Annotated in this window: 18 protein-coding genes; 6 read left to right on the plus strand and 12 right to left on the minus strand. The window is 58.2% G+C overall.

Annotation, left to right across the window (positions count from 1 at the left end; genetic code table 11):
* The first annotated feature begins 120 nt into the window (after positions 1-120).
* Complete coding sequence (locus RDV48_08510) at positions 121-1,980, plus strand: protein kinase (protein ID MDQ7822819.1); 1,860 nt, start codon at positions 121-123, stop codon at positions 1,978-1,980.
* Between the two features lie 15 nt (positions 1,981-1,995).
* Here RDV48_08510 and ispF read toward each other — a convergent pair whose 3' ends face one another.
* From ispF to RDV48_08530, 4 genes are read right to left on the minus strand one after another with little or no spacing between them, the layout of a single operon-like run.
* On the minus strand, positions 1,996-3,078 hold the full coding sequence (gene ispF, locus RDV48_08515) for a 2-C-methyl-D-erythritol 2,4-cyclodiphosphate synthase (GenBank protein MDQ7822820.1): 1,083 nt from the start codon (positions 3,076-3,078) through the stop codon (positions 1,996-1,998).
* Positions 3,065-5,719 (minus strand): acyl-CoA reductase, encoded by a 2,655-nt coding sequence (locus RDV48_08520; GenBank protein MDQ7822821.1) that lies wholly within the window; start codon positions 5,717-5,719, stop codon positions 3,065-3,067. Before RDV48_08520 ends, ispF begins: the two co-directional genes overlap by 14 nt.
* Positions 5,716-6,861: an acyl-protein synthetase gene (locus RDV48_08525; protein MDQ7822822.1), complete on the minus strand. Its 1,146-nt coding sequence runs from the start codon at positions 6,859-6,861 to the stop codon at positions 5,716-5,718. Before RDV48_08525 ends, RDV48_08520 begins: the two co-directional genes overlap by 4 nt.
* Complete coding sequence (locus RDV48_08530; GenBank protein MDQ7822823.1) at positions 6,851-8,053, minus strand: hypothetical protein; 1,203 nt, start codon at positions 8,051-8,053, stop codon at positions 6,851-6,853. The genes RDV48_08525 and RDV48_08530 overlap by 11 nt, the downstream gene beginning before the upstream one ends.
* A 116-nt stretch (positions 8,054-8,169) precedes the next feature.
* On the opposite strand from RDV48_08530, the gene RDV48_08535 reads away from it, so the two are divergent.
* Both RDV48_08535 and RDV48_08540 read left to right on the plus strand, forming a co-directional pair.
* Complete coding sequence (locus RDV48_08535; protein ID MDQ7822824.1) at positions 8,170-8,811, plus strand: radical SAM protein; 642 nt, start codon at positions 8,170-8,172, stop codon at positions 8,809-8,811.
* A gap of 51 nt (positions 8,812-8,862) precedes the next feature.
* A complete protein-coding gene (locus RDV48_08540) occupies positions 8,863-9,384 on the plus strand; it encodes a hypothetical protein (protein ID MDQ7822825.1) in 522 nt (173 codons plus the stop codon).
* A 10-nt stretch (positions 9,385-9,394) separates the two neighbouring features.
* Here the strand turns inward: RDV48_08540 and RDV48_08545 are convergent, their stop codons facing one another.
* A complete protein-coding gene (locus RDV48_08545) occupies positions 9,395-12,190 on the minus strand; it encodes a hypothetical protein (GenBank protein MDQ7822826.1) in 2,796 nt (931 codons plus the stop codon).
* Positions 12,191-12,349: 159 nt separating this feature from the next.
* Between RDV48_08545 and RDV48_08550 the strand changes: the two genes are divergently transcribed.
* Complete coding sequence (locus RDV48_08550) at positions 12,350-13,948, plus strand: bifunctional UDP-sugar hydrolase/5'-nucleotidase (protein ID MDQ7822827.1); 1,599 nt, start codon at positions 12,350-12,352, stop codon at positions 13,946-13,948.
* Here RDV48_08550 and RDV48_08555 read toward each other — a convergent pair.
* Entirely contained in the window at positions 13,935-14,342 is a 408-nt protein-coding gene (locus RDV48_08555) for a response regulator (GenBank protein ID MDQ7822828.1), read from the minus strand. The genes RDV48_08550 and RDV48_08555 overlap by 14 nt on opposite strands.
* Complete coding sequence (locus tag RDV48_08560) at positions 14,339-15,226, minus strand: MBL fold metallo-hydrolase (protein MDQ7822829.1); 888 nt, start codon at positions 15,224-15,226, stop codon at positions 14,339-14,341. Before RDV48_08560 ends, RDV48_08555 begins: the two co-directional genes overlap by 4 nt.
* Before the next feature lie 159 nt (positions 15,227-15,385).
* Here RDV48_08560 and RDV48_08565 point away from each other — a divergent pair, with 159 nt between their 5' ends.
* On the plus strand, positions 15,386-17,569 hold the full coding sequence (locus RDV48_08565) for a diguanylate cyclase (GenBank protein MDQ7822830.1): 2,184 nt from the start codon (positions 15,386-15,388) through the stop codon (positions 17,567-17,569).
* A 9-nt stretch (positions 17,570-17,578) separates the two neighbouring features.
* Here the strand turns inward: RDV48_08565 and RDV48_08570 are convergent, their stop codons facing one another.
* The 4 genes from RDV48_08570 to RDV48_08585 all read right to left on the minus strand — a co-directional run bounded on the left by RDV48_08570 (position 17,579) and on the right by RDV48_08585 (position 20,538).
* Entirely contained in the window at positions 17,579-18,115 is a 537-nt protein-coding gene (locus RDV48_08570; protein MDQ7822831.1) for a hypothetical protein, read from the minus strand.
* A 12-nt stretch (positions 18,116-18,127) separates the two neighbouring features.
* Positions 18,128-19,450, minus strand: coding sequence for a hypothetical protein (locus RDV48_08575; GenBank protein ID MDQ7822832.1), 1,323 nt, complete (start codon positions 19,448-19,450; stop codon positions 18,128-18,130).
* Positions 19,451-19,460: 10 nt separating this feature from the next.
* Positions 19,461-20,078 carry a hypothetical protein gene (locus tag RDV48_08580; GenBank protein ID MDQ7822833.1) on the minus strand — a complete coding sequence of 206 codons (618 nt, stop codon included), beginning with the start codon at positions 20,076-20,078 and terminating at the stop codon, positions 19,461-19,463.
* A 61-nt stretch (positions 20,079-20,139) separates the two neighbouring features.
* On the minus strand, positions 20,140-20,538 hold the full coding sequence (locus RDV48_08585) for a hypothetical protein (GenBank protein MDQ7822834.1): 399 nt from the start codon (positions 20,536-20,538) through the stop codon (positions 20,140-20,142).
* 487 nt (positions 20,539-21,025) lie between these two features.
* On the opposite strand from RDV48_08585, the gene RDV48_08590 reads away from it, so the two are divergent.
* A complete protein-coding gene (locus RDV48_08590; GenBank protein ID MDQ7822835.1) occupies positions 21,026-21,532 on the plus strand; it encodes a hypothetical protein in 507 nt (168 codons plus the stop codon).
* Here the strand turns inward: RDV48_08590 and RDV48_08595 are convergent.
* Entirely contained in the window at positions 21,519-22,529 is a 1,011-nt protein-coding gene (locus tag RDV48_08595) for a phosphotransferase (protein MDQ7822836.1), read from the minus strand. The two genes, RDV48_08590 and RDV48_08595, sit on opposite strands and share 14 nt — an antisense overlap.
* Positions 22,530-22,539: the final 10 nt, after the last annotated feature.

Raw genomic sequence — 22,539 nt, forward strand, 5'->3', positions numbered from 1 at the left:
GGATCCCTCGCCCGCATGGTGAGGGAAAATGGAACTATTCTCTTTCCGGGGCCATTCTCCTCCATCTGCCGGGAAATTCCAAGAGGGAAATTTATTCTCGCCGTGTAACTATTTAGCGCAATGGAAAATCTTCTCAAGACCGGATCGCTCTTAAGAGAGCGCTACAAGATCAAGAAGGTCCTCTACGAGGGGAGATTTTATAATATCTACCTCGCAGAGGATCCCGAGACGAAAGGCACGATCCAGATCACCGAGTTCCACCTCGCAAAGCTCCCGCCCGCCAAGAGGAGCCTCACGGAAGAGCAGTTTCTCGAGGCCATCGATCTCCGCAAAGCCCTCTCGCACCCCATGCTCCCCACGGTCCTTGACGGCTTCTACCATGAAGACCATGCCTACCTGGTCATGACCTACGGGGGGGGGCTGTCTCTTGAGCAGTACCTCACCATGGCCGTGAACCCTTTTACCGTTCCAGAGGCCATCGAGCGGGGCCTCAAGATAATCGACGCCCTCGCCTATCTTTATGACAGGCCCTCTCCTCTCCCCTTTTCCCACCTCGATGCGCCCCATATCCTCATTGATGAGCAGGCCAACATGAGCCTGATGGGCTTCGGCCTCCATATCTTTCTGGATCACTATTTTTCCTCGACCGATCCCTACGCCTTCTGCGCCCCTGAAATCTCCGAGGGGAAGGCCTTCTCCATACAGTCGGCGGTCTATGCCCTTGGAGCCCTCCTCTACTACATGACGACAAAGCAGAAGTTTGACATCAGGAGCAAAGCCAATGCCCGGCCCCGCGAGGTCATCAAGGACATGCCGGCGGGCTTTGACGAGGTCCTGGAAAAAGCCCTCGCAAAGGAGCCCGCCTCGAGGTTTATTGACATGGAGACCTTCTCGCGCAAGCTCCGGGAGGTCATTAACCCCCCGCCGCCCCCCCCGGAGCAGGTACCCGAAGTGACACCGAAAGAGGGGACGCTCCAGAAGGAAACGAGCCGCTTCGTCAAGTGGTTCGTGAGAGGCGCCATAATCGCGTGCGCGGTGCTGGCAGTGCTTGCAGCGCCTTTTCTCATCAAGAGCTTCATCAAAGGGCAGAAGCCGCCGGGCGCCGACATGGCCTATGTCCTCCCGGAAGAGAAGAACCAGATCCTCATATTTGACCTCAAAACAGGGAAAGAGCAGGCCTGGGTAACCTTTCTCGGCACGGCAAAGGCCATTGGCATTGCCGAGAACGGCGAGAGGCTCTTCATCGCAAGGAAGGAGAAGAGCATCCTTGTTGCCGATGCAAAGAGCGGGAGCTCCCTCGGCTCCTTTCCCCTCGAGGACGAGCCCTCGAACCTTATTGTGGCGCCTCAGGGGCCCTTCCTTTATATCACCGGCACGAACTCGCCTGACATCACCGCGTGGGACAGCGACACTCTCAAGACCGACTGCCTCATCACGAGCGGCGTCACCTGCCGGGCGCTTGCCGCCAGCCCCGACGGCTCAGCAATTTTTGCCGCAGGCATTGAAAGCAGGGAGATCGCCGTAATCGACAGCGTCAAAAAGAGCATCACGGCATCTTTTTCGCTGGAAGAGTCTGCCGATGAAATAGTCGCCACCAGGGACGGCACCTTCCTTCTTGTCCTTTCCAGCGGGAAGACGGCCTTTTACCAGATCGGGGCAAAAAGCCTCGCAAAGGAGCTTATGCTGGGGAAGGGGCAGAAGCATGGAGCGGCCGCCCGCGGCAAGGAGGGGCCTGATTATGCCTACGTGGCCTGTGAATCCGACGGGGCGATCTTCGTGCTGGACTGCGCCAGTTTCTCGGTGGTCAAGAAAACAGTGACGCGGGGGGTCCCGAGAGCCCTCGCCGTATATGAGGGGGGGAAGGTGCTCTACGTCGCCACTGTGGCCCCCGAAAGCCTCCTGCTCTTCGACAGCGCCACGCTGCGCCTCATCAAGGAATACCCTCTTCCCTTCAAGCCCTCGTCACTCCTCGTCCATTAGGCATATGCCTCCGGCTTACCGTGAGCCTGCGAAAGTGACAAGCACCGAGGCAAAGGCGGCGATGCCCTGCCCTTCCCCCACGAAGCCCATCCCCTCGGCGGTCTTGGCTTTCACCGAGACGGCCTCAGGGGGCACGGAGAGTGCCCTCGCGATGTTCCCGGCCATGGAAGCCCTGTGAGGAGCAAGACGAGGCTTCTCGGTGATGACGATACTGTCAAGGTGGACTATGGAAAATCCTTCTTTCGAGGCCATCTCCCCCGTGCTCTCCAGAAGCCTGAGGCTCTCTGCATCGCGGTAGCGCTCATCGGTGTCCGGGAAGCGGCTTCCTATGTCGCCCGAGGCCATGGCCCCCAGAAGAGCGTCAATTATGGCGTGCACGAGCACATCAGCGTCTGAATGCCCCAAAAGCCCGAGGGAATAAGGGATAGTGACTCCTCCCAGCACAAGGGGCCTCCCGGGACTGAAGCGATGGCTGTCAAAACCTATGCCGGTGCGGTACCGGGTGCTCTGGAGCGCCTGCGACAGAGCATTCATGCGCTCCTCGAGGAAAAGCACGCGGTCCTCGATGGGCCTGAGAAAATCCCGGGACGCCGGGACTCTCTCCCTGCCGGTCCTCCGGCCTTCTCCGTCAAGAATGCCTGCATGAGCCTCCCTGCATGCCTCGGCAACAAAGCGCTGGACCTCATCGCGGCACCGCGCGAGATGCCCCCGCTTCTGGATGATGACGGAAGCCACCGTCTCGGTCCTGAAGGTGATTCCCATGAAAAGATGCTCCACCAGGATGGACTCGCCGCCCGAGGAGGCCATCTCCTCGAGGGCCTGCTCAAGGGCGCGCTTTGTGCTGGGATCAAAGATGAGGCCCCCGCCGAAATCAAGCTTATCGCCCCATCCGGCAAGCGAAAGTATCTCCTGCCTCACGGCATCTGCAGTGTAGCCGTACTTCTTCAATACCTTCGAGGGAAAGCAGTCATCTTCGGCAATAATCGCAAGGAGCAGGTGCTCAGTGCCCACGAGCTTGTGCCCCATGGCCCTGGCCTCCTCCTCGGCATCCTTTATCACCTTTCCGGCCCGCTCGCCGAAGGCCTCAAACATTGTCATGCCTCCTCAGGTCAAGGACCTTCTTTATCTTTCCTGTCCTGGCCACGCGCGGCAAGCTCCCCTTCGGCACGATCTCGACGGAGAGGGAGCCGAGCCACTTTTCCCTGAGGGCCTCGGCAAGCTCGCCATGGCCTTCCAGGATGGCGCGCCGTATGGTGCCCGCCAGGTAGCGCTGGTCTTTTGCCTCATCAAGGCGGGATTCCACCCTTATGACAAGGTGGTCTTTCCTCGCGGCGCTCTTCGCCACTATCTGGAAGAGGTGGCTCACCGCGGGGAAGGCCGCAAGGTGGTGCTCAATCTCATCGGGATAGATGCTCACGGTGCCCACGCGCACCACATCATCACAGCGCCCCATGAGCTCAAAGAGCCCGTCACTCCTTCCGCAGGGGCACTGCCCCTCGATGAGGCGGCCCGCATCGCCGGTCCTGTAGCGGATCACCGGCATGAGGCGCCTTTTAAGGTTGGTGATCACCAGCTCCCCCGTCACTCCAGGCGCCGCCGTCCCGCCTGTCTCGGGGTCTATGACCTCCAGGACCTGGTACTCCGTGAGGAGATGATGAACCGAGCCGGTGCAGTGGGGGCACTGGTAGCCCACGGGGCCGGCATCGACGGAGGCATATCCCGCCGACATGATATTCCCCGCGCTGAAGACCTTGCGCAGATACTCCTTTACTTCGTCAGAGAGATGCTCGCCGCCGTACAGAATGGTTTTCAGCTCGAGAGGCCGGGACCTCTTCTCCAGGGCCTCGGCGAGCTGGATAATCACCGAGGGGAGGCCGATAAGGGCCGTGGGCCTGAAGAGATCAAGATATGATATGATGAGCTCCAGGTCGGCATTGCCTGCAATGGGGAGGGTCACCGATCCTATCTTCTCGAGAGCCCCGTTGGCCGCCAGGAAGGAAGTCCAGAGGTTTCCCGCCATGAAGAGATTCGCCACCACGTCCCGGGCGGTGATTCCGGCAATGCGGTACACCTCGGCCAGGACCCCGGCGACCTCATCAAACTCGCCGTGGCCGTAAATGCAGAATTTCGGGGCCCCCGTGGAGCCTCCGCTCGCGAAAACCGAGGCCCCTTCGAGAGAGCCCGTGAGAAGGCCCGTGCCCTTGGGGGGAGAGTTCAGATAGATGTCGCTCCGCTCAAGGAAAGGAACGGCAGGCCATGCCAGGTCCTTCAGCTTCTCCCTGTAGTAAGGGGAATGGGCCTGCGCGTAATGGAGGAGCTCCCCGAGAGCCCGGTCATGGCTTCCTTCTTCTTCCGGCACCAGTGACGCAAGCTCCTCAGACTCGATGGCTGCCCAGCGCACCAGGCGCGCAAGCTGCCAGGAGCCGTCATGGGGAGCGCCCTTCTCCCCGATGTGGGCCCTTCCAAGGCCCGTGACGCGCGTGGCGCCCAGGGCGCAGAGGTCATAAGCCACGCGCTGAAGCTCTTCCCCCGTGCCAAGGAAGCTCACGGTCTGAAGCCTCTTCCCCACAGGCAGAAGCGCGCGGCGGACCTCCTCCCAGCGGCTGTATGGCTTGACTATGAGGCACCGGTTCAGGGGGGAACACGTGAAGGCCGGGTCGTGCTCTACGATGACGGTATATTCCGTTCCCCCGGCAGGAAAGGCTGCCCTTCCCTCGCCCAGAAGCGACGCGAAGACTGCCCGCTCGCGGTATTTCAGCAGCTCTATCTCCTCGTCCATGGTGAGCTCTCCCTGGGGGAGCTCCCGCGAGATACGGGCCAGGGCCTCCTCAAGAGCCGAGAGAAACTTGAGGAACACGGCGCCCTGGGGCTTCGCTTCCACATAGAGGACCTGCGGCGATGAGCAGGCGCGCTGCTCCCACATCGCCACATCAAGCGCCAGGGCCCGGCAGATCTCCTTGAGCGGGCGGAGGGTGAGGCCCCTCCTGGTGACCAGGGCAAGGCTGTATTTGGGCCCGTAAGAGACAAGCTCACAGGAGAGAGGAAGATCACTCCGGTATGCCTCGACGGCCTTTTCACCGCCCCAGACCACGACGGCATCACAGGCCTTCTTGAGGGCCTCTTCCACGGCACGCTCGCCTCCCCTGAAAGAGAGGAGGGAGAAGCTCCCCGAAACAAGCCCCTCGTCATCGACCTCCCTGAGGCTCTCTGCGAAAAGGAGGGGGAAGAGGGGATCGTCGCCGGAGAACTTCAGGATATTGACGTTTTTCGTCAGGAGCCCGTGCACAAGGCTGTCAATGCCGCCGATAAAGACATTCCCGGCGCTCACATGGAGGACAAGCCCCAGGGGCAGTGCCTTGACAAGGACGCTTGTGGGGCCATTCCTGACCCAACGGTCAAGGGCGCCCGGTGTGCCGAGCTCCGTGGCGACCTTCTTTTCAAGCTCACTGCGGCTGAGGAGCGCCGCAAGCGTCTCCAGTGCCCTTTCCACCATGGTGGGGTGGAACCCCGTCAGCAGAGGCATCATGGCAAGGGCCTTCTTCCTGGGGCCGTAGCTTTTATCGGCCCACCGCCTCCCTGCACGGTCAAGGACGGCGATGATCCTGTCAAGGGGAGAGCTCCTGAGGCGCTCTTTTATCTCCAAAGCCCTTAAAACCAGGCTGGTGATGTCCTTTTCCTCCAGGGGAGCCTCGGAGCGGACCTCCTTGCCGAATAGATAATGCCTGAGCGAGGCCTTCATGAGGGATCACCGCCCTCTTTCGACTTCTCAAGGACATCGAGGGCGGCGATGGCGCATCCCCTGTGCTTGCGCACCCCCCCCCTGCCAACAAGCTCTATGTAGGGGCCATTTCTCCCGCAGGGGCACTCCCTGTGAAGGACGGCCACGTCGGTGGTGAGCAGCGAGATGGCGGGGAAGCTGTGCAGATAAGGCGTCACAAGGTGCATGATGCCGGGCTCACCATACGGGAGGATACGGAGATCGCGCGGGTGCCTTATATATACCCGTGAATAGAGGGGGACATGAAAATTCCCGCGCTCGCACTCGCAGTAAGGAACGCCATGCTCCACCATCCCGAGGAGATCGCGGATGTTCTCGGGCGGTATGCCGAGCCACCGGCTCACCTCTTCCCTGAACAGGCTCTTGGGCACCTCCTTGTCGCCGAGGGTCTTCCATCCCCCTCCGGTGATGAGAAAGGTCCTCTCCCCGAAGTGAAAAGGCTTTCCCCTGAGGCGCACCGCTTCTTCCAGGACATCGTAAAGGAAGCTCGGGAAGCCCAGGATCCTCATGGGATACGGGCTCTTCTGGAAGCGCTCAAGGGTTCTGCGGCAGAGGTCCCTGTCAAGGGAGAACTCCCCCTCCCTCCAGGTGATGGTATAGACGGCCCGGTTCACCGAGGTGAGTCCCGTGAGGAGCCTGTCGGAAAAGGCGGTTCCCAGGTTCTTCGCAACGTAAGGATCATAGGTGAAGCAGAGGTAATTCACCTTTTCCTTCCTGTCGGCCATTTGAAAGGACTCGTAAATATTCCACACTATCTTCCTGATGCGGGAGAGAGACACCTTGTCAAGGTACGTGGCGCTCTTCTGGCCTGTCGTGCCGCTCGAGGTGAGCACAAGGGCAATCTTTTCATCGGGAACAGAGGTGAGCTTCCGCTCCTTGAAAATGGTGACGAAGAGATAAGGGATAGAGGGAATGTCCTCGAAGCGCCGAAGCGCTCTCGGCGTGAATCCCCGCAGGTCACAGAGCTTCCGGTAAGGCCCGCACCGTGCATAGTGGAAGGAAAAGGCCCTCTGCATTGCCTTGAGAAAAAGCATGTCCCGCTCCGGCGAGAAATGAAAGGCTTCCTTTGTCCCGATAAGATCGCGCACGGCATCACTGGGCATTTTCAAGGTCCTCCCAGAGGCGCTCCGTATAGAGCTTGAAAAATGCCTGCAGGTACGAGCGGGTGAACTCGGTGAGCTTGAGGCTCTTGAAGTGCGGGGGCACGAAGGTGTTGCAGCACACCACGTAATCAAGCCTGTTCCCGTCACTCTCGAGCTTTGCCGCGGGGAAATAGGCGCAGGGAATGAAGTGGGCCTCGTAGGCTATCTTCTGGTAGTGGGGGTCCCGGGCCGGGAGCAGAAGCTCCAGGTACGTCACTCCCATGGACTCGCAGTAGTTGCTCGTCTCGGAGAGAACCCAGAGGAGATCGTCCTGGTCGGTCTTCAGGCCCGTGATGCCGCCATAGCCGTCATTCTCCTGGTAGTGCAGGTAGACCACTGTCGAGCGGTCAGCGGTGGAGAGCCTGATCTGGGGATAGTGAAGGGGGAAGAAGCTGAACATGAGCTCCCCCTTGTCCCTTTCCCGGTAATATTCCCACTCAACGTCCTTGGATTTTTCAATCTCGAACTGGAGGTGCTCCCTTTCGGCGAGGCGCTCCACTTTCACCTGCTCCACGCGGGCCATCTCGAGGGCCAGCATATCCCTGATGATGCCGTAAATCCTGTCTGACTCGGGTGTGAGGATCGGGTGGTTCTTGCGCTTCGCCAGGACGCCGGGCCGGTAATAGACCTTGAGGCCATGGGTCTCATAGAGCTTCAGCTTTCTGACGTTGGGAAAAATACCGGTGTCGATGAAGCCCAGGTCCAGCAGATCGCGGTGAAAGCCCATGGAGACGAAGGTCCTCACGACGGCGTAGATGAGCTCGCAGCAGTTCTTCTCCTCGGTGAGATAATGGATCCCGCGCTTTATGGATTTCACCATCATCTTGTTTCCCCTGAAGGAGGGGACCACTACGCCGGCAAAGGTCTTCCCGATAAGGTTTGCGGGGTCCACGACAAAGATCACCGACCCCACGAGGCCGCCTTCATGCTCGTTGAGGAGCCAGAGGTAATTGGGATCGTTGAGGGCCCATTTCATCTTGGCGGCGTCATTCACCTCGGGAAGGGTGTAGGTGCCGCCATAGACCAGCTCGTAAAGGGACTTTATGCGCTCCATATCATCTTCCCTGGCGACGCGGAGCGTCACCTCAAGGTCATCTGAGACGTGGAGCTTTTCATTGATTTCATGACGACTGGTTTCTCCGAGCGAGTTCAAGAGAATCCCCCCTGCCACCTGCTCCTGGAATCACCGGAGGGTGATTTTTCACCTTATGATATGCCTATTTCCCCAAAAAGTCAACCCCACCCCCCGTGTCGAATATCTTCAGAATAATGGACGCTGTTCTCCGGGTTACCGAGATTTTCAGGAGCATCCAGGGGGAGTCGTCTTATCAGGGCCTCCCCTGCACCTTTGTGCGCCTGGCGGGCTGCAATCTCCGCTGCACATGGTGCGACACCTCCTATTCCCACGAGGGAGGAGAGGCCATGGCCGCGAGCGAGGTATACCGCCATGTGAAGAGCCTGGGAGTGAGCCACGTGGAAATCACGGGCGGCGAACCCCTCCTTCAGCAGGCCGTCATACCCCTCATGGAGAGACTTCTCGATGACGGCTCCACTGTGCTGCTTGAGACCAACGGGAGCCTCGATATCTCCCCGGTGCCGCGAGGGGTGATAAGGATCATGGACATCAAGTGCCCCGGGAGCGCCATGGAATCCCGTATGCGCTTTGAGAACATCAGGCATCTGCGGCCGAAGGACGAGGTGAAGTTCATCCTCACGGGAAGGGCAGATTACGAGTGGGCTCTCAAGGCAATCAGGGAGCATGGCATCAGGGAAAGAGCAAAAATCCTCATGGGGTGCACTTCCCTTGAGCTTTATGCCTCCCTCTGCGACTGGATACTGGCCGACAGCCTCGATGCCAGGATCAACGTGCAGCTCCACAAGATCATCTGGGGGCCCTCGTCACGGCGGTGACGAGGGCAGGAGAAAGAGGGCGGGAAGCGAATTCTGGGAGAGGGAGATAGAATGGCAAAAGAAAAGAGTGCAGGACTGGCGGGAACATTAGGGCTCCTCACGTGCTACGGTATCGCCATGGCGTACGTCGAGGCCATGGTGGTCGTCTACCTGCGCAGGCTTCTGCCCCTCTCGCAGTGGAACGTCGAGGTGACCGATCTCCACAGCCTCACCATGTTTCTCAGCAGGCACCATGTGCTGTGGACCGAGCAGACCCGCGAGGCCGCCACCATCATCATGATTCTCGCCGTGGCCCTCCTCGCAGGCGGGACGCTGCGCATGAAAGCGGGGGCCTTTCTTTACACCTTCGCCATCTGGGACCTTTTTTATTACATCTTTCTTTACGCCCTTATCAAGTGGCCTCCAACCCTGGCCACAGGCGACGTGCTCTTCCTGATTCCCCGGCCCTGGGTCTCACCCGTCTATGTGCCGGTGATCATCTCGCTCGCCATGCTCATGCTCTCCCTCTTTGTCATGGGGGGAAAACAGAATGGGGGAGGGAAGGCAAAGAAAGCCTCAAAGGGGAAGGCATGACCTGCACTCCTCACACCAGGCGCGATATATCCCTGAGGGCCTCCCTCACTGGATTGCGGGAATCGCCCTGAAGGGCTTCCCAGGCATCCCTGCCCCGGGCGCTGATGAAATTCTCGCGGTAAAGCCCGAGGAATCTCTTTGCCTGAGACCGCATCGCCGAGTCAGGGGGGCTCCCTGCGGCAAAGCGCCTGTAGTTCTCCAGGCTCCCCTCCTTCTCTAAAAAATCCATGAAGGCCGCGGCGCTCATGCGCTCAAAGCACTTGAGGAGCAGGCTGCCATATTCCTTGCGCTCCGTGAGGCCCAGGGAGCCGCACTTCTCAAGCAGGGCTGCCGCCGCGAGGGGGGCGTCTATCTTTACCACCGCATCGGTGTAAAGGGCTCTCGTATCATCATCGTAACACTCGTCAAGATGATCAAGAATAAGGTCGATAGATCTCTCTTTGTGGTGAGGGGCAAGCAGGGACCCCACGGTGGCGAGAATGCTCACTGCCTCGTTCCTGATGTCCATGTAATCCCTTCCTGCCGCGTCAAGAAGGAATGACGGCGCCCAGCGGTTCTGACGCATCACGAGGGAGGAGAGCACCGCCAGGGCTTCCCTGAAATGGAGAGGGTGGATCCTTGCCGCAAGGGGCTTGAGAATCTTCTCGTCCTGAAAGCTCATGTGGTTCAGCAGATTGACACACCGGGCCCTTTTTTCCTGATCCTTCTCCTTCACCACCATGGAGGTGAAATCCTCAAGAAGCTCGTCAAGCTTCCGGCCCTCCATACTCATCATGGCATGGGCCTGGGCCCTGAGGCTTATAAGGTCAGCAAGCGCCTTCGTAGCGGCACTTCCCGATCTTGCTGCTATGGCATCTTTCGCAAATGCCAGGGCATAGCGCTTTATGGCATCAGCCTTCAAGATGTCAAAATAATGCACATTCCTGAGGGCATCAAAGGCTTCCATCTTGATGAGGTCGGGGCAGTCCCGGTAGAAAAAGAGGAAAAAAAGGCCATCCTTGGCGCCTTCAAGGGCGGCGGCCTCATCGGCGCGCAGGGGCCTCCTTGCGACCTCCTTTTTCATGAACTCTATCATGGAGTGCCCCGCCGCGAGGGCATGCTCATAGAGAAGCCCTCCTGTCTCGCTTTCCCGGGCCTCGAACACCTGGGAAAAAGTGCGGAGCACCACAGGGTTCCTCTCCCTCAGCATACGATCACACCGGGCCTTCAGCGGACCTGCCTTGTCCCTCATTGAAAGAAACTCCTTGAGAGCGGCGGGAACGGTCACTGTCGTTCCCGGCAGGGGAATAAGCTCTGTTTCTTCAGGCTCCGCCGGAGGCGGCTCTCCTTTCTGCTCCTGGAGAGCCTCTGAGCCCCCTCCCTCCCGGGGCTCACCACCCGGCTCTTCATCTTCCTCGTCATCTTCAATGCCCGAGAGGAGGGCCGACGGCTTTTTCTCGGGGCCTTTTTCACTTCCGAGAAAGCCAAGCAGGAGCAGGGCACGCTTGCGCACATGGGCCCCTACATCCACGTCGGCAAGGAGGGCCTTGAGAGCCTTCCTGAGACGATCCCGCATCAGGGGATGGGCGGCAAGGAGAGCCCCCCTGGCCTCGATAACCCCGAAAAGGCCGTCGCTTCCCCCCGTCACCGCCTCTACAAGGGAGGAGAGCACGGCAGGAAGCGCTTCTTCCTGGGAGACCTTGGGCAGGCTGTTAAGCCAGCAAAGCATTAAGGCATCAAGAGCGCCTTGTGAGAGCTCGTCCTGCGATGACCTCCTGGTGCGCTCCAGGAACTCCAGAAGAGGCGATATCAGGCCAAGAGCGCTCAGGATAGAGAGGAGCCTTGCCAACACCTGCGGTGGTATCCCTTCCCGCTGAAAAATCCTCTCCAGGGACGCCATGGCCGCTTTCCTGTATTCCTCAGCCGGCCCCTTGGGCTTTCTCGTCCTGAACTGCGTGGCCTGAATGAAGGCATAGGCGCTGTCCACCGCCATGGCCGCATCGTCTCCCTGAAAAAGGGCGGCATAGGATTCATAATTCGCGCGGTCGGCATTCTCCAGCAGGTCGCCTGCTATCCTGCGGAGCTCCGAGCGGTCATCAAGACCCTGGGAGTAGCAGTAAGAGATTTCATAAAGCCGCCACGAGAAGCCGTTTTTTGCGCTCTCTACCGGCGAGGGGATATGGGCTCCCATCAGGGTGAGGACCTTCTGGGGGCGCACCTTGTTCCATTTGGGATCACTGTTGTGGATGAATGAAAAAAGCTTGCGGCGCAGGAGCTCCCGGGGAGTATCGCTGTCAAAGGGCAGGGGCAGGCTCTGCACCTCGACATCCTCGTAACATATGGCTTTCATGAGGCCATCGACATATTCCATTGCAGATTCGGGCGCCTTGCCCGCCTGCCAGTACTCCTTCCAGAAGGCAATCCACGAGAGCAGAAGCTTCTGGCCGTACTGGCTGTCGGTGATCGCTGAAATGACCAGGGCTTTGAGTGGCATAATCAGCTCAGGGCCGAGGGTGCCGAGAGTGTGAAAGAATACCCGGCGCTCATCATCGTGGGCGATGAGGCTTTTCAGGAAATTCATCGCCTCGCTTCTGGCCGCATCGTCCTCGCGGCGTCCCTCGCTCTGGGGTGCGAACTCCTTGACAATGGACGCCGCGAGGACGATCCTCTCCTTGAGGGTAAGCTCGGTACCGGGGTGAAAAAGGGCCACAAGAAAGGGGCATGGGTCTCCGGCGGGGCCTTCCCGGGCTTTCAGGGCAAGACCAGGCAATTCCCCCCTCCTGAGAGCGGCTACAAAGTCCTCCCTCGACATCCCACTGCACGTCATGGTTCTTAATTTCTTCCCGGCCACTCCTTTCACCTCTTGCCCGGCAGGATATCGTCACCCCGCCGTACCGCGATGTTAACATTTTGTTAACAGGAATGCCTTGTAGGGAAGAGCCCCTCCGGGGTATAATTGCATGGGGGATACTTTCAAGGAGGAGCTATGGAGATCCAGGGCCGCCATATTCAGGGGAGCACCGCTCCCCCCATGCGCAATGCCAAGGGCATGCCGAAAGCCGCCGAAAAGGAAGCTCTTCCTGCCGACGTCTTTTCGCCACAGGAGGCGCCGCCGCCCAGCCGCTCCGTTCCCCTCACGATCCTTCACACCAATGACATTCACGGCCATGCCGAGCCGTTCTGCGAGAGCCACAAGATGGTGGGAGGGCTTGCCCACCTTGCCGAGACCATCAAGGAGGAGAGAGCCAAGGACCCCGCCCATACCCTTCTCCTCGATGCCGGCGACTCCACGCAGGGCGATCCTCTCTCGGACTTTTTCAAAGGGCGCCCCGTCCTGGAATCCATGAACAAAATGGGCTATGATGTCTGTGTGCTGGGAAACCATGATTTTGACAACGGCCTCAAGACCCTTGCCGGCACGCTCAAGAAAACCAAATCGCCTGTCCTGGCGGCAAACCTCGTGATAAAGAAAGAGAATGCCTTTATTGACGGCTGCACAGAGCCTTTTGTCATCAAGGATATAGACGGCGTCAAGGTGGGCATTGTCGGCCTTGTCACGCCCGATGCCATCACAATGCTCAAGAGCAGGGAGGATGCCGCAAAGATTGACATAAGGCCGCCTGAAGAGACCCTCAGGGAAGTCCTTCCCGAGATGAAGAAACAGGGAGCCGACGTGGTGGTCCTTCTCTCTCACCTGGGCATTGATGCCGACAGGGAGGTGGCCCGGCAGTTTCCCGATATCAGCCTCATCGTGGGCGGCCACACCCATACAAAGCTTGACAGGCCCATCAAGGAAGGGAAGACCCTTATCGTGCAGTCAGGCTGCTATGGAAGGCACCTGGGTGAGATAGAGCTCCTCATCGACAGGGACTCGAAGAGAGTGAGCCTCAACGGCTCGCGCCTCATCCCTATCGAGGAGCACAGTGTCGAGCCCGACAAGAAAGTGGAAGCCATCATCAAGAAATATGAGGAGAAGATCGCCCCCATACTGGGCGAGGTCGTGACAGAGATTAAAAGAAACCTCACACAGAGGGACTTTCATGTGTACCGCGAAGAATCGACGCTGGGCAACTGTATCGCCGACCTTATCAGAGAGCGCGGAAAAACCGATATCGGCTTCATCACCGCGGCCTCGATGCGCTGCAATCTTTACCGGGGCCCCGTGAAGACCGGTGATATCTACACCATGTTCCCATGGCAGGACCAGTTCACGACGGTGAAGCTCAAGGGATGTCATATCCCCAGGCTCATCGAGCAGGGGCTCAGCAAGATCGCAAACGGCGTGGCCTTCTCAGGCATCAAGGCCGTGATTGACACAAGGCTCCCCGAAGGGCAGCAGGTGGTCTCCGTAACCGATGAGAACGGGAAGCCCCTCGATCCTGACAGGCTCTACACCATTGCCACGCGCGATTACATCGCCCAGGGGTTCTCCGGCATGGACGTCATGCACAAGAGCACTGACGTCAAAAATCATGGTGACCTGCGCAAGAATATCATTGATGCACTGAAAGAAACCGATCACATTGATGCGAAGAAGGATGGGAGACTGATCAACCTGGCCACCCAGAAGGTCAGCTCACGGTAATACCCTTCCTGATAAGCCAGGACTTCACGCGGCTCTTGAGGTTGCCGGGGCTGAAGGGCTTGGTAATGAAATCATCGGCGCCCTCTTTGAATCCTTGCGTGATGGTTTTTTCAAAGCTTGCGCTCGAGAGAAGAATAATCACCATCTCATCATAAAGCCCCTGCGATGACTTGCCGCGGAGCGTCTTGAGCACTTCAAAGCCGTCAACTCCGGGAAGCCTGATGTCCAGGATCACCATGTCAGGCCGCTCTTTTTCCGCAATGGCAAGGGCATTGGGGCCGTCTTCCGCGAAGATGAGCTGGAAGTGCTCATCGGAGAGCGCGAGCTCTATTATGCGCAGCACGTTCCTGTCATCATCGGCAATAAGTATCTTGGGTCTTGCCGGGGCCATCATGCCTCCCCTATCTCGAGCTCCTGCTCTTCACGGGCAGCGAAGATCTCGATCTTTCTGCCCCAGCGGGCCGCCAGTTCCCTTCCGTACTCGACAAAACCGTCAATCTGCTCATCGGAATGCTCTGGATCGTGGTGAAACAGAGCAAGGCGCCTTACATTCCCCTGAAGTGCCACCATGACGGCATAGTCGATGCTGCTGTGGCCCCACCCCTTCTTGGTGGCATATTCTTCACCGGTATACTGGGAGTCAATAATGAGCATTTCAGCGTTCCTTATGAAATCCACAAGGCGCTGGTCGCCCTTGTGGGCAAAGATCGGAAGGCTTCCCTCACCCCCGGCGTGCTCCTCGGTGAGCAGCGAATGGGGCTCCGTGTCGGTGCAGTAACAGATCGACACCTTTCCCTCGGTGATCCTGAACCCCATAGTGAGGGCAGTGTGGTTCATATACTGCACATCAATGGCCATGCCGCCTATTGAGAACGGGCCCTCCTTCAGCTCCTGGAACCTCACCTTCGATCCCATGTCAGAAAGCTTGACAGGAAAATAACGGTGCTCCATCTGGCCTTCCATGACCTTCTGGATGCAGGCTCCTGTGTCATGGGGGCCATAGAGGGTGAACTCGTTTCCAGGAATGAATCCTGGCTTGAAAAAAGGGAAGCCCTGTATGTGATCCCAATGGGTATGACTGAGGAGGATACTTGCCTTGACAGGTTTTTTCCCGGCAAGAAGGGCATTTCCAAGAGCACGGAGGCCCGAACCGCAGTCAATGATGACCAGGGCGCCGCCGCCGTGGACTTCCACACAGGGAGTGTTTCCTCCGTACTTGATTGTTGAGGAGCCGGGAGAAGGGATGGAGCCTCGCGTTCCCCAGAACTTTATTTTCAATCGTTACCGCCTTTACCGGAGGCAGGAAAGCCATAACTCCCTTCATGCCCCTTCTTGAAACATCAGATAATATATTCTCCCTGAGGGTAAATTTCCTTCTTTCCCGCGAGAAGGAGAATGGGAACCAACCATGAATTTCTGATTGAGGAGGCCTGGAATATGTTGCCACGGTGGAAGCCCCTTCTCATTGCGCTGTTCTCGGCTTTTCTTCTTGTCGCCGGGGGCGCCGCCGCCGCCGATGAAGCACTCCTCACCCTCCACAAGTCGGCCCGCGAAGATTACCAGGCGGGGAGAACGGCGGAAGCCGTGAGGAAATTTGAAGAGATCCTCGCGCGTGATCCCTCTTTTATCCCTGCCTATAACGACCTGGGGTGCTGCTACATGGAAATGGGCGACGCGGCAAAAGCCTTGGAAAAATTCAAGAAAGCTCATGATATCAGCCCTGATGACCGGTCGCTCCTCTATAACCTGAGCCTTGCCTACGAGGCATCGGGCGATACGGCATCGGCACTTTCGAGCCTCGAGAAGCTCCTGTCCGTTGACCCCGGCTTTTCAAAGGCCAGAAAAAAGATAGTCGATGTCCTTATCAAGTCCGGGGATCTGGACAGGGCACAGAGTGAAGCCCAGAAGCTCATTGACTCGGCGCCTCAAAACCCCTCATACCGCAAGGTCCTTGTGCAGGTCCTCCTTCACAAGGGCAATGTGAGCCTCGCGAAGGAAGAGCTCCAGCAGGTCCTCGCGGCAGCCCCTTCAGACACGGAAGCCAGGGAGCTGCTGGAAAAGCTCAACAAGTCGGGCGCCACGGTGGTGGCTTCCCCTGTACCGGGAAATGTCACGCCGTCACCATCGCCAGCACCTGCCGGGGGAGGCACGCCGGCCCTTATCCCCGTCATCGCCGCCATAGGCGCCGCCCTCGTGGTGATATCTATTCTTTATTACGCCCTTGCGGGGAAAAAGGCTCCCGCCCTCCCGTATGACACCATCTCTCACCTGGAAGAGGAAGGGCCCTTCCACCCGCAGGAGAAGCCGGAGCCGGTCCCGATCAGGGGAAAGCCCGCGGCCGTCACGCAGGCCATACCTTTGGAAGAGCCGGCCTCTGCCTGCTGGCAGCTCCATCAGTGCGCAAAAGAGACCCGTGCAAAATGCGCGGCTTTCCTGGAAAACTCAAACTGCTGGTCCCTTGAGAGCACCGCCTGCTGCAGGAAAGACCGGGCCCTCTGTGTCACCTGCTCATACTACTCCCACCGCCTGCAGAAGACAAGAAAGGCACCCACTGCGGCACAGGAACGGGAGTTTGTCCTCAAAACGGGAGACTCGGTGCTCCTTGACAAGGTCTCGAACCCCCAGATGGCCTTTCTCCAGGAGCTCAGCGACAGCCTCACCTCAAACGAGCTCGATGAGCTCGCGAGCACTTTCATCCACAGGATGTCAGGGTCCATTTTCTTCGAGAGGGCGGCCATATTTGCCGCAGAGCGGGAAAAGGAGAACGAGCTTGCCCTCCTTGCCTCCTTTCAATGGGGCGATGAAGCATCACGGCAGACAGAGCTTGCCTGTTCCACCGCGCTCTTCTCGAGCTGGGTGAGCAGAAACAGCTTTCCCATGACCTTGAAAAAGGCCCGGGAGGAGCAGACATGGCGTCTCATTTTTACCAGCGAGAGCGAAAAAGCGCTCTCCGCCTTCGAGCTTCTCCATCCCCTCACGGAGAGCGGCACCGGGAAGCTCCTGGGCATGGTGCTCTTGGGGAAAAAGAAGAACAACCAGCCTTACAGCGCCTCGGAGACAAATTTCATCACGCTGGCGGCAGGGATCTATTCCACGTCGCTTGAGAAGGCAAGGGCCTACAAGCTTGCCGTCTTTGACGGGCTCACGGGCCTTTACGTGGTCCGCTACTTCCAGGAGCGCCTCAAGGATGAGCTCAAATCCCGCAGGACATCGATAGAAGACTGCTCCCTCATCATGAGCGACATCGATCACTTCAAAAAGTTTAATGACACTTACGGCCACCAGCAGGGAGACACAGTCCTCAGAGAAGTGGCGAGGCTCATCAAGGCGGGAGTGCGCAAAGGCGATATTGCCGCGAGGTACGGCGGCGAGGAGATGTCAGTAATCCTGCCCTCAACAGGCAAAAGCGTGGCATTTGAAGTAGCGGAGCGCATCAGGAAAGCCATCGAGAGATCCCGGTTCCCGGGGCTTCCCGAGGGAGTGAGGGTTACGATAAGCATGGGAATCGCCACATTCCCCCGCGACGGCACCACGCCAGAGGATCTCATCAAGAAAGCCGACATGGCCCTCTACGAGGCAAAGCACTCGGGAAGAAACAGGACCTGCTCCCACCAGGGATAACAGAATGCCCTAATGGGTCACCTCCTCCCACTGGGTGATATGGAGCTTGGGAGCAGGGTGGACAGAGAAGCTCTGCAGGTACTCCGAGTCAGTGGTTATCATGGCGCCCTTCTGAAGGACATTCTCCTTTCCCGTCGTGCCCAGGTGGCCCTGCTCGGCATTGTCGCAGGAGGAGAAGACGCCCCCGATGACCCGCACGGGGCCCACGACCTCAACTTTCCCGTTTGAATAGAGAAGACCCTGGAAATAGGAGTAGTTGGGCAGAAAGCGGTTGAGGTTCGGGTTCTGCGAGCTGTTGAGGAACCAGTCCATGTACTGGGCGCCGCTGGGCTCACTGCTCCACCCCGAGAGGCTGCTTATGGAGCTTGGAAAAGGGACGTTATTGGAGTCGTCGCCGCCCTCGGGAGGCTTGGTGGGTTCCGGATTTGTTTCAGGAGGCTTGTTGTCGTCATCATTGCAGCCTCCGCCTCCGCCGCCGCAGGAGCAAAAGATGGAAAAGGAAAGGATAGTGAAGAGCACCAGGAAAATCAACTTACCCTTGTTCATAAGAGCTTCCTCCTATTTCGTAGTCTGCCAGGCCGCGAGATTCTGCACGATGCCGTCCTTGTTCTGTGCCACGGGGGCCAGCCAGTTTCTCACGTCTTCCGGAAGGCCGGGGCACGCGGGATCACCGTTCACTCCCTGGTACCACCTGTTGAAGTCGGCCGACCGGGGATTCTTGTTGTATTCAGTGTGATACCAGCCGAAAAAGTCGCTCTTGGCCGCATCGTCATCGGGAAGGCCGTGGCTTATCTGCGCGGGGGCGAACTCTGGCATCTGGGCAAAGAAATTGGATACGGCGTAGCTTCCCGATTCTTCCGGCAGGGCCCCGTCAATTTTCATGTTCCCATCGGCATCACGGTCCACGGCAGGGTTGGCGACGACGAGGTCCTTCTCGCTGTATATCACGACGCCCTGATTGGCGCCGCTCTTGTCGAGCTGCCCCCCCTTGAGGGAGGTCTTGCCCCCCACGACGACGACGCCCGTGCCCTCGACGGCTCCCTTGACCTCCAGGTTCCCTTTCACCCAGAGGGTCTTGCCATCCTTCATCTTCAGGTTCCCTTCAAGAACAAGGGTGTCGTTCTCATCACACTCGATCATCATGTCGTTTTCCACGATGAAGCAGTCCTCTTCGGAGTCCTTCTTGAAATCCTCCTTGGCCTTTATGTCCTTGATGGAGTTTTTCTTCTCGTCGCTCGCATAGGTGTTCTTGGCCGAAGGGATGCTGACGGAGCCGTAATTTGAGTGCGAGTTCCAGCTTGTCTTGACACCCGACACCGTTCCCTTGCCGCTCACCTTGCCGTTGCAGTGCACGTTCCCGCCGCCGGCGCTCCCATAGACGCTCTGCCCTTCGCCGTTTGAATGGAGCCAGCCCGAGTCGGGGGCGGGGTTTTTCACGCTTTTGATGCCATTGATAAAGACCTCTCCGTCATAGAGGATGGGGCCGTCGGAGCCCATGCCCACATAGCCTCCCGGGGCCTGCGCCACTTCAACCTTCACGGTCCTCTTGAAGGGCCTCACGGTACCTTCCGAGAGAATCCGGGCTCTCCCCGTGCTGCCCAGGTTGTTTTCCAGGATGGTGGCCTTATAGGTCGCCTGGCTGTCGGCGAGAGTCCCTTCAATGACGGTATTTGCGGCGGCGGTGGCATTGCTCTCGAGATAGTCCATGGCCTTCATCACGCCCGCCTCGGCGGCAAGCAGGGCCTGCGTGCGGTACTGGTGATGGGCCATGTAAAGGGCATTGCGGGAGCTCAAGGTAAGGGTTGCCATGAGCAGGATAAGAAGCAGCATAGAAACCATGAGCACCACGATGAGGACGATTCCTCTCTGTTTCTGTTTCATAGGCACCCTCCTAATTCTGTGGAAGAATTTCATGGACCACCCGCGAGTACGACTCGGGGCGCGCCTTGGAAAGATCAAGCCCCGTGTGGGTCTTGTAAGCCACCACATCCACCATGACGCAGGGAAAGCGCGGCACATAGAAGTCCACGTTGTAGATATTCCTTGCCATGACTGATTCCTTGTACTGCCCGTCGGCGGCATATGTCGATAAAGACGCGGGAACAAGCTTTCTCACCACGCTCGTGGGCGTGATGGGGAGCTCCTTCATCCTGATAGTGCTGCTCTGCTGGTGAAAATAGACCACAAGATATTTTCTCCATACCACGTCCGGTATCTCGCACTCTCCGTCAACGACATTCGCTCCATAGAGATCGACGGTCACCGCCGAAGGAAGAGGGGTCTTCGGCGAGAGAAAGGAGATGGCATTCCCCGTGTTGGTAATTGAGTAGGGCGTCGAGAGGCGGAGCTCCTCCCTTATCTTCTCGCTCGCGATGACGACGGCCTGCTGCGTGTCGGTGTCGGCCGATGTCCTGTTGAGGCCGCGGAGGGCCGGGATAAGGGCCTGGTACATGACAGAGAGCACGACGCCCAGAATCCCCATGACGATGAGGACCTCAACAAAAGACATACCCCTCTGGGAGGCATGTCTTTTGACAGGCTCCCCGCGGCGCGAAGAGAAAGCCCGGGACTTACTGCTCCAGAAGAAGGGTATCAAGCAAGGCCTCTTTCCTTCCCGTTTTGTCGCTCCAGGAAACTTTCACCACCACCTTGTAGAGTCTCCCCGAGACAAGGCCGATAATGACCTCTCTGGTATATTCCAGGATGTCGCCCGTCTCCACGTCCTGCACAAACTCCGAGGGCAGCGCGAGCGATGCGCTGTGGGCGTCCTGTGAGAGCTTCTTGGGATTGCCTTTGTACTCCTCGATGATCTTCTTGGCGATGCTGGTGGCAATTGCCCTGTTCTTGCTCACCTTGGAATAAGTATAGCCAAGGCACATCATGACGGAGAGCACCACAATGGTGGCAATCCAGAGGCCGAATATCACCTCGATGAGAGTAAAAGCTGCACACGCTCTTCTCTTAGCCAAATAATCACCCATCTTTATTATAATAGAAAAAGGGAGGCTTTTCAATGATTCGTATAATATCGTAACATACCTGAATTCTTTTCGATACTCCCCGGGAGGAATTGCCATGTCCCTGGTGAAACCCCATGGAGAGAATTTCCCGGGAGCCTCCCATGAGTCCTTTTGCTCCTCCCGGCATCTTTACCGGTAAGGACACACGACACGGAAAGGAGCCGATTGACAATGGGAGCCATGGCACTTTTGAAGCTTGCGGGGGCACCGATTCTCGGGGGCCTTGTGGGATTCACCCTTCATCTGCTTGCGAAGAAACTTGGCATAGGCGGGTGAATATTCATCTGTAACCCCTGGGTGAGCATCATCTTTGGTGCCATGATGGGGGTTATGATGACTGCCGGCGGCAGACCGTAAAAACAGGTGAAAAAGCAGGTGGCCAGGGGCCACTTGCCATTATATCAGGAACGCGGTGAGGAGACGGAGGGCTGTGCATATGAGATTTCTGACTGCTGCGGGAATACTGGTGATAATGCTGGCTCTGGCTCTCCCTGCCTGCGCCGACAGCCTTGCCGTGCCAGGAGTGCGGCTTAACGGGGCCTATATGGACATGCTCTACGAGGTGGTCATGAAAGGCTGGGGGCCCCCCGATGCAAAGGACGAGCTCGCCGACGGGCTCACCGTCTACAGGCACAAGCGCTATCTCACCCTTTTCGGCGTGATGGAGGGAAAGGTAGCCCTCGCGGAGACCTTCTCAGGCTCCTTCTCCACCGATAAGGGGATAAAAACAGGAAGCCACCGCACCGACGTGGAAAAGGCCTACGGCTCCCCCATAGACCAGGAGAACTATACCTTCACCTATTTTGACGGTTCAGGCCTCCCTCTTTACTCGCTCATCTACAAAGGCGACGGCATCGGTTTTTCCTTTGATCCTCAGACACACCGGGTCCGCTCTCTCTTCGTCTTTCCCGCGGGAGTATATCCCAAGCTCATCCACCAGTGACAGAGGAAAGCCTCTCCATCGATCGCCTCACCACAGCAATGAGCTCCGGGTGCCGGCCCGACCGGGTGACAACCCTCTCAAGAAGCCTGAGAGCCGCCGGCACATGGGAAAGGAATTGCCTTTTCCCCTTGTTGATCCCGAGATTTCCATAGGCCCCCAGGGCCTGCATGAGCCTCTGGTGGGCCGTGAGGAGATAGTTATCCCGAAAGCGGCCGTACGATCCCGGAGAAAAGCCCTCAAGAGAGACCATGCGGAAATATTCCTCAAGAAGCCTGTCATGGAGATGCTCAGGAAGCTCCACGTAAGGGTCCAGCAGAAGGGAGGCCACATCATAGAAGGGGCTCCCCGTGCGGCTCCCCTGAAAGTCTATGAAAAAAGGGGAGCCCTGGCGGACAAGGATGTTCTGTGACTGGAAGTCGCGGTGCATGGGCACACGGGGGAGAAGGGCCACCTCGCACGCCATTCGGTGAAAGGTCTCCTCAAGGGCGCTGCCGGTGCTCTCAGGGTCCTTCATAAGGGTTCCCAGGAAGTGCTCCCTGAAATACCCCGTTTCCCACCGGAGGGTGTCATAATCAAAAGGACGCCTCCCCAGATGCTCACAGCGCCCGGAATCAAGACTCTGCAGCTTTACGAGCTCACTCAGAACCGACCGGTAAAGGGAAAAGAGCTCTTCCTCCCCCGGGTCGCCGTGGACCTTTTCATGGACTGAGAGGGAGCCACAGTCCTCCATGAGGACAAAGCCCCTCTCGAGGGACCAGCAAAAAAAGCGCGGCACGGGGATTCCCTCGCCGAAGAAAAACGATCCCAGGGCGAGGTAGTAGTCAAGCTCCTCGCGGTTTGTGGTGACGCAGAGCACCGCCGTTTCACCGCCCCTTGAGAGGCGGAAGAAATCCCTGTCGGAGCCGCCCTTGGTGAGAGCCGTCACCCCGGGGGCTCCTGAACCGGGAAGAAAGCGCCCCGTCATCTCATGAATCAGGTCATCATCTGGTTTTCTCATCACACCTCCG

The organism is Candidatus Eremiobacterota bacterium (assembly GCA_031082125.1).
Taxonomy (GTDB): domain Bacteria; phylum Vulcanimicrobiota; class CADAWZ01; order CADAWZ01; family Ess09-12; genus Ess09-12.